The sequence below is a fragment of the Erythrobacter insulae genome (assembly GCF_007004095.1).
Lineage (GTDB): Bacteria > Pseudomonadota > Alphaproteobacteria > Sphingomonadales > Sphingomonadaceae > Erythrobacter > Erythrobacter insulae.
Window position 1 is genome coordinate 1 of sequence record NZ_VHJK01000001.1, and the last position, 14,589, is coordinate 14,589.

The window sequence follows — 14,589 nt, forward strand, 5'->3', positions numbered from 1 at the left end:
CGTCATGGGAAGTCAGGATATCCTGCGGGTGTCTGTCGGCCAACCCATGACCGTCGAACGCGGCGAACTGGAACTGCGCAGCGATCAAGTGATCGATCGCCTCACCGGTGAACGCGGTGTTGTTACCCAAACCATCGGGATCAGCACAAAACGCCGCTACACAGGGGAAATCGTCTACGCGACACCTGTCTCCAAAGCTTCCGAACTGGGCATCGTCGGACGCTACATCAGCGCCGGAGAAATAGGCCAGGATGAAAGCTTCATGATCGGCGCAAACTTCGGAATGCGCTTCTAAACACAGCGGGTAGTCTGGCATTGCGGCCCCATAAACTGACCGCAGTGCTGAATGAAAGACAGGGGGACGGGACATGTTGACGAAAGCAATTAAACATCTGGTCACGGCGGCCGCGGGGGCGACGCTTTTGGGGCTTGGCGTTCCGGCAGTGGCGGAAACCGATTTGCAGATCGACGGATTTGAAGCGACCATTGCCAAAGCCAAATCGCGCATGGTTGCCGATCCAGCTGCCGCATTGTCCTTTGCCCGCGAAGCGCAAACGCTGGTCGGAGCGGACGACAAAACAACAGCGAAAAGCAACCTGACCGCGCGCTGGCTCGTTGGTGAAGCATTGATGCGTCTTAATCGCAGTGATGAAGCATCGGCCACAATCGAAACCGCGCTGAATCAGGCGTCTCAATCGTTTAAAGATGACAAGATCTATGCCGATCTGCTGCGTTCCGCCGCATCATCAAAAGCGCGCGCCGGCGAATACAAGCACGCCATGGCGTATTTTTCCGAGGCAAGCGACAAGTACCAAAAGCTCGGCGATGCACGCAGCCGGGCGATTGTCTTGCAAAACATCGGATCGTTGTTTTCCCAGGCACGTGATTACGAAGAAGTGCTGCGATATTACCGGGTGTCCGCCGAAGTTTTCTCAGACCAATCCATCCTGTCGCTGTCCGCAAACAACAATATGGGCAATGCGCTAAAGGGGCTTAAGCGGTTTGAGGAGGCCGAGGAAAAGTTCGGCGTGGCCTTGGCAATCGCGCAAAAGATGAAAAGCCCGCTGCTCGAAGCGCGCATCCTTACAAACATGGCGTCATCGCAAATCTCGCGCGGGGCAACGGATACCGCGCATGAGACGGCGGACCGCGCCTTCAATCTGGCAAACGAACACGCCCCTGACTGGAAACCGTTTATCTACGGCGTGCTGGCTCAAGTAGAATTGAAGCGTGGCAACGTAGCCAACGCGAGCGATCAAATCGGTCTGGCTTTCGCCGACCAAGATATCGCGAAGACCAACGCGTTGTTCCGTGATTTCCATGAGACCGCTGCAGAAGTGTTTACCCGCACCGGTGATCTGGACCTGGCAAAGCGTCATAAGACTGCCTTCGAACGCCTCGATCTCGAGGCGAATGCGCTTCAGCTTTAAGCAAGTGTAAAGTGATTACTGCTGCGACTGTTTGAAAAACTGCGCCGCAACGCCTGCGCCCTTGCGTTTTTTGCAAATTTAGTCCGATCCTGTCCCAATTTGGGCCTTATCCACATTATTATTTCGTAAACTGTATTACTTGTCCCGTTTTACGGTCAGCCTTCCCTTTCGTTGATTCGAACAGGGGAAAATTATCATGGGTAGACTGAAGTATCTTATGAGCGTGGGCGTCATTGGCCTGGCCGGCGGCCTTTCGGCTGCGCCAGCTTTGGCAAACGACACGGACGAAGAAGAAACAGAAACCATTGCTTTGGAAGCACGCGGGACATTCGAAGGAATTCGGATCGAAGCCCGCTTGAGTGACCTTGCTCTTCCAGAGCTAGGCGAGCTGCCCGATTTCCGCATTGCGCGCAATCTGGACGCCGTTCCCGTTCCGCCAACGCCAGAAATTCTCTCGCGCGATGATGTCGGACTTTCAGGTTCGGTTGATGTGAACAACACGCAGCCTTCGGTTGTGCAGATGTTTATTCAAAACAATCTGACCGGCGGCGTGTTCTTTAACTGCACGGGTTCGGTTATCAACGCCCGGACCATCATGACAGCGGCGCATTGCCTGAACAGCTCGTCATCGGAATCATACGGTACACCCGGCGCAGCTGACCAAGCCGTGCTTATTTCTACCGGCGTCGATAGCTCGACACGCCTTTTCGAATACCTCGGGAGCGGTGCAAATTATGCTGAGGGCGGCGTCGCGACCAGCACCGATGTGATCATTCATCCATCGTCAAACCTTGATGAAGGCGGCTTGCCTTTCCCTTGGGCTGATATCGCGCTGATCGCGGTCGACACACCAATCACGGATGTTCCTGCTCTGCCGATCCTTCTGACCCCGCTGACCGAGCTGACCCATGTTGTTCAGGTCGGCTACGGCACTTTCGGCACCGCGTCTGATGGCAACCAGGGTATTGGGTTCCTGCGCCGCGTCGGTGAAAACATGCTGGGCGCCCTCGCCTCGCCATCCGACCTTGGTGATGCCTTTTTCTCGGCCTTTGCTCCGACTGCCAATTTCGGCTTTGAAACGCAGGCTTTCTACTTCACCGATTTTGACAATCCCGACCGTACGCAGGCCCAGATTGACGGGTGCACATTTACCCCATTCGGCGCCAGCTGTGTCGATCTCGATGCTGTGCGGGCAATCGACTATTTTGATGATGACGCTCTGCCAAATGAAGTTGCAACCGCAGGCGGAGATAGCGGCTCACCGCTTATTGCTGATGAATTGTATGCCTTCCCGATTGCGGTCGGCGTGCTTTCGGGCGGCTTTGATTTCTTTGGTGTTCCAGAGGGTTACGGCGATATCAGCTTTTACAACCCGCTCTATCCTTTCTTCGAATTCATCACGCAGAACACTCCGTACAAGTATGTCTCTGCTGTAGAAGGTGACGGCGTCTGGTCCGATCCGACACACTGGACACAGGATCTGGATCCGGGCTTCTTTGTCGATGATGGCACCGGAACTTTGGTCAACGGTATTCCCGCAGGCAGCGAGCCAGGTGTTTACGAAGCAGGTCCGAAACTCGGCACGATCCTTGGTATCGATATCTCGGAATTTCCGACCGATCCTTCGCCATTTCTGCCGCCAGAAGGCACACCGAACTTTGGCGGTGAACTTCCGACCAGTTCCGTGCTTCTCGGCCCGGGTTCGACCGGTTTCGTACCGCAGAACACCGATGGTACGCCGGGCATTTCCTTTGCAAACCCGGCACAATATTTTGATGTCATCCTCAACCGTGCCGGTACAACCACGGTCGATCTTGATGTCGAAGTGGACAAACTCTCGCTCGACAATGGCGATGCACGGTTTGTTTTGCCTGAAGAGTACTCCTTCACCAGCCTGATCGGATACGAGCAACTCAATGGACGCGCTCAGTTCGATGGAACTCTGAACGCCGGAACGGTGGCCCTGTTTGGCGGCATCGCATCGGGTACAGGGACGGTTCGCACCGACGCATTCTTCAACTTGGCAGGCGCGGTTGCGCCGGGCGGGCTGGACGAAATCGGTACGCTCACCATCGAAGGTCCGTACATTCAGACGGCTGCCGCTGCGTTGCTTACCAACGCGAAATTCCGCGGTAAAAACATCACGTCTGATCTGCTGTCGATCGTCGGCGATGCTAGCCTTGGTGGTGGATTGTTGATCGACGCGATTGGCCGTCCACAATTCGGCTCGCGCTATATCGTGCTTAGCGCGGATTCGATTGTCGGCAATTTCGACCAGGTCGTTCTGAATGCGCCTTCGCCTGTGTTGATCGCATCGACCCGGGTAGATGGCGGCAATGTCATCGTGGAAATCGATGCGCTTCCGCTAAGCCTGATGTTCAATCGCTCTTCGCGCAATCCTTCGAGAAATCTCAGCTCGGTCGGCGGGGCGTTGGATACACTGCGGTTTGGCGGACGGTACGCTGAGTTTGCGGGTCTGTTCGATATCATCGACAACACCGGGTTCAACACTCTGATCCCAACATTGAGCTCGCTGACACCGTATAATGCGTTCAATCAGTCAGCGATCGCGAACAGCTTCTCGCAGCGTTTCACTGGTCAGCTTGGCCAGCGGACTTTGTCACTGCGCGGTGCAAGCAAAGGCGCAGCCGGTTTCTCTGCAGGTGGCAATGCGGCATTCGCAATCGCCGAAACCAATCCGCAGGATACTGGTAAACTTGGTTTCTTCAGCACAGCCAGCGGCGTGTTCCTGGTAAGCGCGGAAGAGCGCAGCTCAGGCAACAATGCGCTTGAAGAAGCAGCCTTCACCCAGGCAGGTGAACTGACTGTTGGTACCGATGTACGGGTTTCGGACACGCTTAGCTTTGGCTTTGCGATGACCAATATCCGCAACAGCGGCGGCAACACCGGCACCCGTCAGCGGTTGGACGATACCAGCGTTTCCGGCGCGTTCTACGGTGCAGCCCAATCGGGCAAAGCCTTCGCTGATATGTATGTCGGTTTCTCCGACCAGACATTTGGTGTGCAACGTCAGAGCCAAGGCGACTTTGCACTGGCTTACGCGAACGCTCAGGCATCGGCCGAAGGCAGCCAGACTTTTGCTGGCCTCCGTCTCGGTTATGCCTTCGATGTTGCTCCAGGTCTTGAAGTCGGCCCTGTAGCCAGCGTCGATTACGTGCAGAGCGATATTGGCGGCTATGACGAGTTTGGAGCCGGTCAGTTCGGATTGTCGATCCGTGATCGCAGTTTCACCTCTGCAGGCGGTAAAATCGGCCTTATGGGTGCACTTGAAACAGGTCTGGGCCGCAGCGGCTCGCTGAGTGCGTTCGGTTCGGTTGCCTATGCCCGTGAGCTTGCCGATACTCAGGACGTTGTAACCGCGAACTTCTTCGGTGCTGCCGATGTTCCGTTCTCGATCTTCAACGATCTCGATGCTCAGTGGGTCTCGGTCAATGCAGGTGCGGAAATGGCATTTGCCAACCGGATGAGCGTCAGCGTCAGCGCGACGTCAGATCTCGGTCGCGGTGTCCTCACCAACAACCAGGGCCGAGTGTCTCTGAACTGGCGTTTCTAATCTGCTTCGGCAGATGTGATTGAAGCCATACAACGGTATGTTTGGGTGCGTGGTCCGAAGGGATCGCGCACCCAAATCCGTTTTGGCTCCTGTATCAAGCGATAGGACTGCTACGAAATCCGCGTTTTCGCGGCCGTCATCAGCATCTCGGGCGGAAGAATAAGCCTCTAGAAGATCATCGCCAGCCCGACGCAAACAAGGGTCGCGACAACCGGCACAGCGACGGTGACCATGCCAACATCCTTATAGGCCTGCTTATGCGTCAGGCCCGTTATGGTCAGCATCGCGATCACAGCGCCGCAATGCGGCAAACTGTCAAACCCGCCGCTCGCCATAACCACCAGCCGGTGCAGTTCGGCAGGGTCAATGCCCATTGCCAGATACTTGTCCGCCATGGTCGACATGAAAATCTGCAGACCCCCAGACGATGATCCGGTCACGCCGGAGATCACGCTGATCGCGCCTGTCATCGATAAAAGCGGCGGCAACCCCGAATTGGCAGCGGCATCGACAAAGGTTTGAAAGCCTCCGGTGTTCGCCACCACTCCGCCAAAACCGATCACGGTCGATGTCGCCATGAGCGGCATGATCGCATCCCCTGCCCCTTCGCTGATCGCGGCCAAAGGACGCCTGCGGATTGCTGGAAAAAGGATCGCGGCGACAACACTGGCGAATATCAACGCAATCGAAGGCCACAATACGGGCTGCGCATTGGCAAACGCAATAATTTCGCTGCCTGCGCCAAGGCCCAAAAGCCCCGCCATTCGCGGCGCCAATATCGTGCCGATCACCAGGACCAGCGGAACCATGGCAAGGATCGCGCTGGGCCGGTCCTGCGCTATTTCATCGAGATCCGGTATATGATCGCTCGGCGAGGGTTCAAACCCTTCGCCATTTGCGGCGGCCTTCTTACGCTCGCGTTCGAGATAAACCATTCCAAGCCCGAACATGATCGCACCGCCAATCAGGCCAAGCCATGCGCCTGCAAACAAGTCTGTTCCCAGCACTGTGGTCGGAATGACATTATGGATCGAAGGGGTGCCGGGCAAAGCCGTGAGGGTGAATGTGCCCGCGCCCAGCGCAACCGCGCCGCATAACAGGCGCTTGGGGATATCCGCCTCTTTCAGCAACCTTAGGCCAAGCGGATAAACCGCGAAAATCACAACAAAAACAACGACGCCGCCATAGGTCAACAGCCCGCATGCTATGACCATAATCCACAGCGCACGCGATGCCCCCAACTTTTCAACGAGAGCGAGGGCAATGCTGGTCGCGGCGTGGCTTTCCCCCATAACGCGGCCAAAAATCGCCCCTGCGGCGAACAACAGAAAGAACCTTCCCGCAAAGCTGAACGCACCCAGATCGCCGAACGTGAAATTATTAAACAGGCTATCGGCAAAAGGCATGCCGTTGGTAATCATCACCACGACCGAGCAAATGACCGCGGCAAAAACCACATTGATCCCGCGCAAAGCCATCCAAATCAGCAGCGCCAGCCCTGCTAACAACCCCAAAACACCAACCATCGCTCTTGTCCCCTAAATGGCTGGCTCAAACGCGCAGCTCGATTTTTCCAAGCAACGCGTAGCGGAACAATGCGAATTTGAGAAATCGGCTATTTGATTAAGGTTTCCAGTTTCTGCCGCGCCGCATCGAAACGCACTGCGAGCGATGGAGGCACGCCATTTGTGTAAGCCTCTTCAAACTGCGTTTCGGAAAACTCAAGAGCCGCCAGCAAATCCTGCGCGGCGGCGCGCGCCGCCACAGGATCCGTGCTGCCCACTTCACCGATCCACACCGGAGCCGAATGCGCGAACGGGAAAAACGCCATGCTTGGCCATGCCGTTTCACCGCCAACCGCGCGCGCCGCTATCCAGCCGCCCTCTGGCAGCGCGGCAGATCCAGAATAGCTCTTGATGCCGCCGCCTTCAAAACCATCAAGGGTTTGAATGACTTGTCCATTGACGATGATTTCAACTTTCTCAACCGACCGGACGCTGGCGAGTTTGATCGTCCAGTCCTGCATTCCCGCGGCGACAGCATCGCCGGGCTTTACCCCGCCAACTTCAAACAACAGCCCGGGTCCGGTCGAAAGAAACCCGCGCCCTTGGCGAACCTGATCATTTGCCGCGTCGTACCCATCCGCGCCGCTGGACGCTGGTACGTATGCTCGCGCGGTCCCGATCGCGGGTGCGCGGTAGAAATTTGCCATCATATCGGTGCCGGACGTCGCCGGCATGGCGCGTCCCATGTTCAGGAAACGGTACCAGACTTGCGATGTGCCAAGCGGGCTGGTCCATTGGCAAACCAGCTCAAGCCCGATGCCCGGTGTGAGCACCCCGTCTAATACCAGCTCAAGCGGCAACGGGTTTTCCTCTAAATCATCGAACGGATCGCCGTGGTCATTAATGGGATGGACATAGGTGGCCAGAGCCCCGCGCGTCTGCGCAAATGCGATCGCCTGGCCATTGTTGAAATCCTGATCGGTGTAGACCGGATCTCTGGGTCCGAAAAACCACGGGTTGAATGCCGTTTCAAGGCCGATCATTCCGACATGTCCGTGGAAATTTGACCGCACCTCTTGCGACAGCATCGCTGTTGTTCCGTCATCCGCACTGGCTTTTTCGCCGATCCGTCCTGCATCGATAAACCGGTTGAATTGGTTCCACGCCATCGGACTTGCATAATCCAGGTTTTCGCCCTGCATCAGCGGCAAAAGATCTTTTGTGTCGAGCTCCAACACGCCGCTCGCATTGAGATGGATGTGGTTGTCGATCGAAACATAGCCCGACTTTGAAGGGTCCCAGATCGTATCAATCTTGAGCCTGACCTCATTGGATTCCCCGCCGCGCGCTTCAAAGACAGCTTCGGCAGGAATTGAGAAGGGTCCGCGTGTTGCCGTAATGCGGTATTCGCCATCCGGCAGGTTCAAATCTAGCCCGCCATCCGTGTAGAAATACGGCGTGCCGGATTGATTATCGACGTAAGTCGGGCCTTGGGGATTAACAACCGGATGCCCGTCCGCCGTTTGGAGTGATATTCTGGCTGGAATTACTCCGCCGCTGGTATCGTGTGTTACGACGGTCAGATTGCCGATATCAACGCCGTAATCCCACTGTTTGATCGCCACCTGTTCAGGCGTCCCTCCTGCAGCGCCGATCTTCATCAGCGCGAATTGTTGGTTCTCATCCGCTTCAACGAAATAAACCGCACGTCCATCAAACGAGAACGCAGGATGTAAGGATCTGCCCCCGGCAGCCGTCAACCATCGCGGCAGATCAGGGCGGTCCGCATCAATCACCGCGAGGCGCAGCGTATTTCCATCAGCGGCGGAATACACAACCGACCGCCCGCTTGGATGCACATCCGGATCAAGATGGGCCATCCAACCCTGACTAAACAAAAGCCGGTCCGTTTCTCCGTCAGGTTCTCTCAAACGAATAACGCTCGATGGGCCGCTTGCCCCGGTGTAAACAAGGCTTCCGTCACTCATCGAACGCGATGCGCGGCGCACCCGGCCATCAGTGATCAGCTCCTCCTGCGCGCCTGAGTCCAGGTCACGTTTCCAGATCGTCAGCGTCCCGCTGCGGGCGGATGTGTAATAAAACGATTGCCCGTCAGATCCGAATTCCGGATCCAGTTCAATTGCGGGGCTATCAATAATCGTCTCAGCACCGCTGCTTAGACGCAGAATGACCACTGCAGTATCATCGCCTTCATCGCGCACAAAGGCCAGCTGCTGACTGTCTGGCGACCACCGTGGCCGGCTGTCAATTTCGGCTCCATCGGTAACCCGCTGAGCCACTCCGGTGGCAAGGTTGAGCACCCATATCCAACCCTGATGCGAAAACGCTATGCGTGTGCCGTCAGGCGATGGCGCGGGATAGACTGGCCCAGAGGAGAGGATCGGAAGATGTTCCTGCTCCAGATAAAGCTGGTGCGAGAACCCCTCTACTTTCGGATAATGATTGGTCCATTGCGCCGATCCGGCTGCGGCAACGCAACCGGCCGTAAGCGCGATCGCTATTCTGATCAGTTTTCTCAATGTCTTCCCCCCGATGCTACCCCGCGAAAGAGATAAATCAAACTTCCGTGAATAGCGAGGTTCAACTTGGTCTTGAGTGAAGGGGAAATCTGGATCATTCCGGTTTGCAGCAAGCGGCGCAGTTCGATCTGAACGCGCCGCATTCGCTTGATGCCCAAAACACAAACATTGTGAACAGCCGCAGCACTGCGCCAACGCGCTTTCCGCATTGGCCCCATGCCGCCAATTGGTCAGACGTGGCAGACGTGGCAAAATGGCCCCTTGTTTAACAGCGGCGGCTTTGAAACGAACACTTGCCAATATGGCAACGAGACGACCGGATCACGCATGGCCTGGCGCTGCTTCGCTATCTGTTTTCGGCCGAGATTTCTTCAAAAGTGTAACGCCCTCTACCAGCGTGTTTTTGGTAGCTCACTTTCAACCACGAAGGCGCGTTTGAACCGCGATCTTCCTCGTGTCCGGTCGCCTGCTTTTGCGTGTGATCGCTGCGCGCCTTTCTTATGAAGCTTTCGAATTGATGGACCGCCGAATGTTCAAAGCGGACTTTCAGGGATTGGCAGATATCCTCGCCTTGGGCCTCTGCTTGCAACAGAATGTCGGGATGAATGTCTTCGGCTCCGCTGAAATTCTGATCGGTCGCATAAATCAGCCCGGATATCGAACTGTTCTTATCTGTGCCCGGCTCGCTGGACACCTTAGGACCAGCTTCGATTGCAACATGGTGCGCGCTTAGGGCCGCGGAACCCTTTGTACCCGGCAAAACCGGTCTAAGGTCTTCGGGAACTCCCACAATATCGAGTTGCAAGATCAGAACGCCGCACCAGTTCGGATCATCCAGAATTCTCAGAAATCCTTCGAAATAGGGATCACCACGGCTTGCCCAAGCGCGGGCGCAATATGAATTCAGCCATCCCGCAATCGATTTTAATCCTGCCGAACCGTCTGGCTGAGATAACGCAAATTCCTGCGGCATCAGCCATTTTTGTGGGTCTGCAATTAAGCTGGCTGGATCGATATCGCCCGACGCATCAAACCTGCAAATAGGAGATTTGCAATTCTTGATCAGGACTACGTTTCGGTACTCGTCATCGGCCGCAGTCTGGCCGACATTCGCTGCGAATGACCAACCTTCGATCTCAATCTTATTATGAAATCTGGGTTTTCCGGCGCCATCCTGAATGGTGGAAATCGCAAATAACTCATCACTACAAAATTGCCCCAAATGCACCGAATTGTTCAGAACCATAAAAGAAGATTCATATAGAAATGCGGCTTGCAATTGGGGGTTCAAATGGGTGAAGCCAAACTGCTGCGCGGTCCGCCCGGCATTACCCAATGTTTGAGCAAGCAACAGATGCTCCAACGTGCCATCGGGAGATATTTGCACCTCGAACCCGGCAGTGGTGGTGCTCAAAACAGGGTCTGACGATGCGGTTCCAGGCATAGCGGCAGCCTTAATCTGCGCTCGGCGAACAGGTACCAGAATATTCTGCTCAACACGCTGATAATCCTCATCGCTGAACGCGTGTGCCCCTTGCCTAGTCTCAATTCCCGAAGCCGGGAAAAGCGGGAATACCGCGCGCCCGTCGGCTGGGATCATCAGACTCGCGCTGCGTCTTGTAAAAGGCGCATTCGCAGCTGCGCCGTTTCCGCTGTACAGGCTAGAGGCTGCGGGCCGCGCGCAATATTGCACCGCCGCCTTGGCGCCGGGTGCCTGCGCAATGATTGAAACCCACGATGTCCGAAACTGGTCACCAATCAAGTCTGCAACCGCAATTCCGGGCGCGCCAACCGGGTCTACTGGCCTGCCAAAAGAGGCTCCCGCCGTTGCAGCTTGGTTTTGTACAAATCGCAGCACATGGGATGATTGTGACGAGTCGTCAGAAGGGGGGATTGCCAGAGTTTCATGGCCGAAAATGCCCGCCAAAATCCTGATTTCCTCACCATTCGAGGCACCCTCAACACCGATCTGAAAATCACCGACGGGCGCGCATTTGAACGAGTGATGATTGGTCGTTGGCAGATCGCAGGGAGTGATCATCAAGGCTGCTGATTCCGCGCCATCGGCGACAGGCAAAAGAGTGATCCTGCGGCCAGTTTCAGTGCGGTAGCATGAACTTAAAATGGTCTTCGAATTGGGCGAACCTGATTTGTTTCTTCCCGTGAAGAAGAATTTCGTATGCGAAAGATCGCATCGGATGTTGTGGGGATTAAGGACGTTAACCTGCGCTCTGAATTCGATCGTATCGCCGGTGCTATCGGAAACGTCGATCAAGGGGATAAATACGGCCAGATAGTCTTCGGCGCGCTGATGGTTCGATCGGCGGGGCGGCGGTATGACAAACTGGAAGCCCGCATTCAGATCATTCACCAATCGGGAACTGGCAACGCACATTTCGAATACAAATGCGCCAGATGACGCGCCCGTCATGCTCAATATCATTTCGTGCATCGCAGGATCGGTGAAGGTGTTTGGATCGTTCGTTCGCAGCTTGGCTGAGGGGGCTTTGGATGTTGCTGTAAATGTAATTCCTTCCCCGCTTGGATCGACGCTCAATATGGCCGTATCCGTGCATTCAAATTTCAGGCCTTCATCACCAGCAAGGTTCATGGACAAGCCACCTGTCGCAGTGACTTTCCCCCGCGCCCTATCGATCGGAATAATATACTCGGGATGATCTACTGCGCCCGAAGATAGAAACAGTATCGCAGATGATGCATCCGACCGTTGGATGATTTCATCAATCGAATTGACGAAATCTAGTTCATTTTGAGTGATCGATCCGGGTCTGTCTGCAACGTAGATAAAGCTCGCTGCAAACCTGACATCATTCAGCGCAAGGTCTAGGTTGAGCGTGTCTGGCGCATCGCCATCAAAATCTTCTTGGATAACGACAAGCCACCAACCAGATTCTCCGAAATTGTCTTCCGATATATAAAGCCTACTGGATTGAATGCGCTTGAACTTCACCATGATAGGCGACCTCTCTTGCCTTGTTGCAGGCTTATTATCGGCAGTAAGCTTGCGCAGATGATTAGCCGTCTTGACCATTCACGGTGTCACAGCCGGACGTGCCTGCATAATCTAGAGCTGTCCAATCCCGACTGCTTAAGAGAGATTTGGGAGCAAGCTTTCCTAGTGGCCCAGACTGACGGTGCAGGACAGCGCCGCGTAGGACGCACGAGCACCTCAGACGCGCTCGATACCAAACCGGGTAAGCCACTGGAATTTTGTAGCGAAGGAGGGACTTGAGCCCCCGACACGCGGAATGTGATCATTGCGATCCGTCCTGTTCGAAGACCAGCGATGCGTGCCGCGTAGGCCAGTGCGCCAATGGCATTGATGACGAATGCGAAACCTAGCACAGCAATCAAGTTCGTATCCACGGATCCTCGCTATTCTTGACTTTTGGATCAGCAGAAATGTGCCGGTCAAATATTCCATGCCTTGACCACGGTGAAAATGCTGGTGGCTGTCAGCACGGTTGCGACCATAAAGAGAAGCAATCTAGCGTTGATCCGGCTGGTCAGAATCGCGCCGATGGGCGCTGCAATGACGCCGCCGATGATCAGGCCGATAACGGCTTGGCTGAATGCAGAAACGCCGAGCGTAATCAGAAAGGTTATCGACACCGCCAGCGTCAAAAGGAATTCGGCCGAGTTGACCGTGCCAATCGTAGTACGAGGATCACCGCCCTGCACCAGCAGGTTTGAGGTGACGATTGGGCCCCAACCACCGCCGCCGGCGCTGTCGAGAAAACCACCGATAAAGGCGAGCGGTCCGGTGTACCGTGGATCTTTAAATCGCGGCCAGCGCCCAAAAAAGATCGCCTTATAAAAAAGGAAGATACCAATAGCGGCCAGATAGAGCATGACGTACGGTTTTGCCGCAGAAGCATCAACACTCGAAAGGACATACGCGCCTAGAACGCCAGCAATGACGCCGGCGGGCACCAGGCGCCAAAAGAGCGGCCAGTCGATGTTCTTGCGCCAGAGATGGCTCGCTCCAGACGTTCCAGTGGTGAACACCTCCACCAAATGCACGCTCGCCGAGGCAGTTGCCGGAGGGAGGCCCAAAACGCTCACCAGCATGGTCTGGGTGATAACCCCGAATGCCATGCCAAGCGCGCCATCAATGATCTGTGCAGCAAAACCAACGAGGATGAAGGGAAGCAAGCCTGCCGCTAGCGGCGCAATCGCATCAAACATAGACGTAGACCTATGAAGGACACGAAACGCCCGAAAGCGTATCTATGTCAGCCGGAGGCAACCGGATGACGACGAATTGCAGCTTTGTTGTGCGGCGCACAAATGGAATCTGATCAGCGAACCGAAAGAGACGCGAAGCAGTAGTCGCCAATCGTTTCGATGTTAAAACACACATCTTCATTGCTTTTTCTCTGTTTGCTGTCTTGATGCAGGCCATGAGCGGGGCATCGTATAACGGATACAGCTGGAAGCAGCGCGACCTGATCCTCAAGGCGTATCATCGCGGTGAGGCAGGACCTGACTTCACATTGGAGGGAAAACCATGCGGGCTGTGCCGCGATCCAGACCGCGCACCGGGAGAATGGCACTCGGAGGATTATTCGCAGCCCTTCAGGTTTGAGCCTCCCCAGACCTCTCCGATTTGCAAGTCTTGCCACCTGCGGCTGCACAAGCGCTTCAACCAGCCGCCCGAAGAATGGGAGCTATTTTGCCGACATGTCGATGCGGGTGGATATGGGCGCGACTTCGTTGCGACCTATCCATTAGCACGTCGACGCGCCCTGATGCACAAGATCGCGAATGGAGAAGCGGTTGAGGTGCCACTGATCCGCGAGCGTGAGCTGGGCGATCGGTGGTGGCGCAATCTGACGCTCGATCCAGAATCGCTCGAGGCTCCTTGGGCGAGGCCCCGACCGCTTCGACCCAGACCGGACAAGGATGCGTTGCGCAGGGCTTTGTGTGCGATCTCACCCTCTCAAAAAGAATGGGCGATCTTGCGCTTCCACGCGCACGCTTTTCGACGCACTGCAACTATGCGTGTGATCGCTGCCGAGGTCCTCGGTTCGTCGAGCGCGCAAACTGCGAACCTAGCCTACGGGAAGCTTGCAAGGCGGCTGGTCGAAATGACCGGCTGGGAGCCGGATGTGCGGCCTGATGCCAGCCCCATCTGGATGAGGATCGTTGCAGAGGGTTGGGCTCCACCTTCAAAGGACGGCGCCGAGCGGGAGTATGAATTGGTGATGGTGCCTGATCTCGTCGAGGTGGTTCGGTCTCTGCAATGACGCCTTCGCCCGAGCGTGACCAGAAGCGTTATGACATTGAGCGCGTGATTAATTCCGAACAGCAGCACAGCATCGGTAGCCAAAAATGAGAAGCCCGAGCTGTCTCTTGAAGATCGCACCCTGATGCAGCCAATCAGGCGTTCATCCGACGCCCCTGCCATCCATTTATTGATCGATTTGGTAGCGGAGGAGGGACTTGAACCCCCGACACGCGGATTATGATTCCGCTGCTCTAACCACCTGAGCTACTCCGCCCCAATTGGGATTCGC

The 14,589-nt window shown here is 55.6% G+C and carries 8 protein-coding genes and 1 tRNA gene; 4 read left to right on the top strand and 5 right to left on the bottom strand.

Annotated elements, in window-relative coordinates:
• The 3 genes from FGU71_RS14020 to FGU71_RS00010 all read left to right on the top strand — a co-directional run.
• Positions 1-295 (top strand): hypothetical protein (locus FGU71_RS14020; protein WP_185960165.1); only part of this gene is annotated, 295 nt, incomplete at its 5' end.
• A 73-nt stretch (positions 296-368) separates the two neighbouring features.
• The gene (locus FGU71_RS00005; protein WP_142786672.1) at positions 369-1,430 is read left to right on the top strand and encodes a tetratricopeptide repeat protein; all 1,062 of its coding nucleotides are present in this window, start codon (positions 369-371) and stop codon (positions 1,428-1,430) included.
• A 196-nt stretch (positions 1,431-1,626) separates the two neighbouring features.
• On the top strand, positions 1,627-5,004 hold the full coding sequence (locus tag FGU71_RS00010; protein ID WP_142786673.1) for an autotransporter domain-containing protein: 3,378 nt from the start codon (positions 1,627-1,629) through the stop codon (positions 5,002-5,004).
• 167 nt (positions 5,005-5,171) lie between these two features.
• On the opposite strand, the gene FGU71_RS00015 is transcribed toward FGU71_RS00010, so the two are convergent.
• From FGU71_RS00015 to FGU71_RS00035, 4 genes are all read right to left on the bottom strand, one after another.
• Complete coding sequence (locus FGU71_RS00015) at positions 5,172-6,530, bottom strand: GntP family permease (RefSeq protein ID WP_142786674.1); 1,359 nt, start codon at positions 6,528-6,530, stop codon at positions 5,172-5,174.
• A gap of 89 nt (positions 6,531-6,619) precedes the next feature.
• Positions 6,620-9,049 (bottom strand): CehA/McbA family metallohydrolase, encoded by a 2,430-nt coding sequence (locus FGU71_RS00020; RefSeq protein ID WP_142786675.1) that lies wholly within the window; start codon positions 9,047-9,049, stop codon positions 6,620-6,622.
• Positions 9,050-9,395: 346 nt separating this feature from the next.
• Positions 9,396-12,023: a hypothetical protein gene (locus FGU71_RS00025; protein WP_142786676.1), complete on the bottom strand. Its 2,628-nt coding sequence runs from the start codon at positions 12,021-12,023 to the stop codon at positions 9,396-9,398.
• 458 nt (positions 12,024-12,481) lie between these two features.
• A complete protein-coding gene (locus FGU71_RS00035) occupies positions 12,482-13,258 on the bottom strand; it encodes a sulfite exporter TauE/SafE family protein (protein ID WP_142786677.1) in 777 nt (258 codons plus the stop codon).
• 215 nt (positions 13,259-13,473) lie between these two features.
• Between FGU71_RS00035 and FGU71_RS00040 the strand changes: the two genes are divergently transcribed.
• Positions 13,474-14,319: a hypothetical protein gene (locus tag FGU71_RS00040; RefSeq protein WP_142786678.1), complete on the top strand. Its 846-nt coding sequence runs from the start codon at positions 13,474-13,476 to the stop codon at positions 14,317-14,319.
• 178 nt (positions 14,320-14,497) lie between these two features.
• On the opposite strand, the gene FGU71_RS00045 is transcribed toward FGU71_RS00040, so the two are convergent.
• Positions 14,498-14,574 (bottom strand) — tRNA-Met (locus FGU71_RS00045).
• Positions 14,575-14,589 lie beyond the last annotated feature (15 nt).

Excerpts from the sequence above, each read along its gene's own strand:
- FGU71_RS00040 (WP_142786678.1), top strand. The coding sequence starts at position 13,474 with ATGAGCGGGGCATCGTATAACGGATACAGCTGGAAGCAGCGCGACCTG.
- FGU71_RS00025 (WP_142786676.1), bottom strand. The coding sequence starts at position 12,023 with ATGGTGAAGTTCAAGCGCATTCAATCCAGTAGGCTTTATATATCGGAA.
- FGU71_RS00015 (WP_142786674.1), bottom strand. The coding sequence starts at position 6,530 with ATGGTTGGTGTTTTGGGGTTGTTAGCAGGGCTGGCGCTGCTGATTTGG.
- FGU71_RS00005 (WP_142786672.1), top strand. The coding sequence starts at position 369 with ATGTTGACGAAAGCAATTAAACATCTGGTCACGGCGGCCGCGGGGGCG.
- FGU71_RS00035 (WP_142786677.1), bottom strand. The coding sequence starts at position 13,258 with ATGTTTGATGCGATTGCGCCGCTAGCGGCAGGCTTGCTTCCCTTCATC.
- FGU71_RS00010 (WP_142786673.1), top strand. The coding sequence starts at position 1,627 with ATGGGTAGACTGAAGTATCTTATGAGCGTGGGCGTCATTGGCCTGGCC.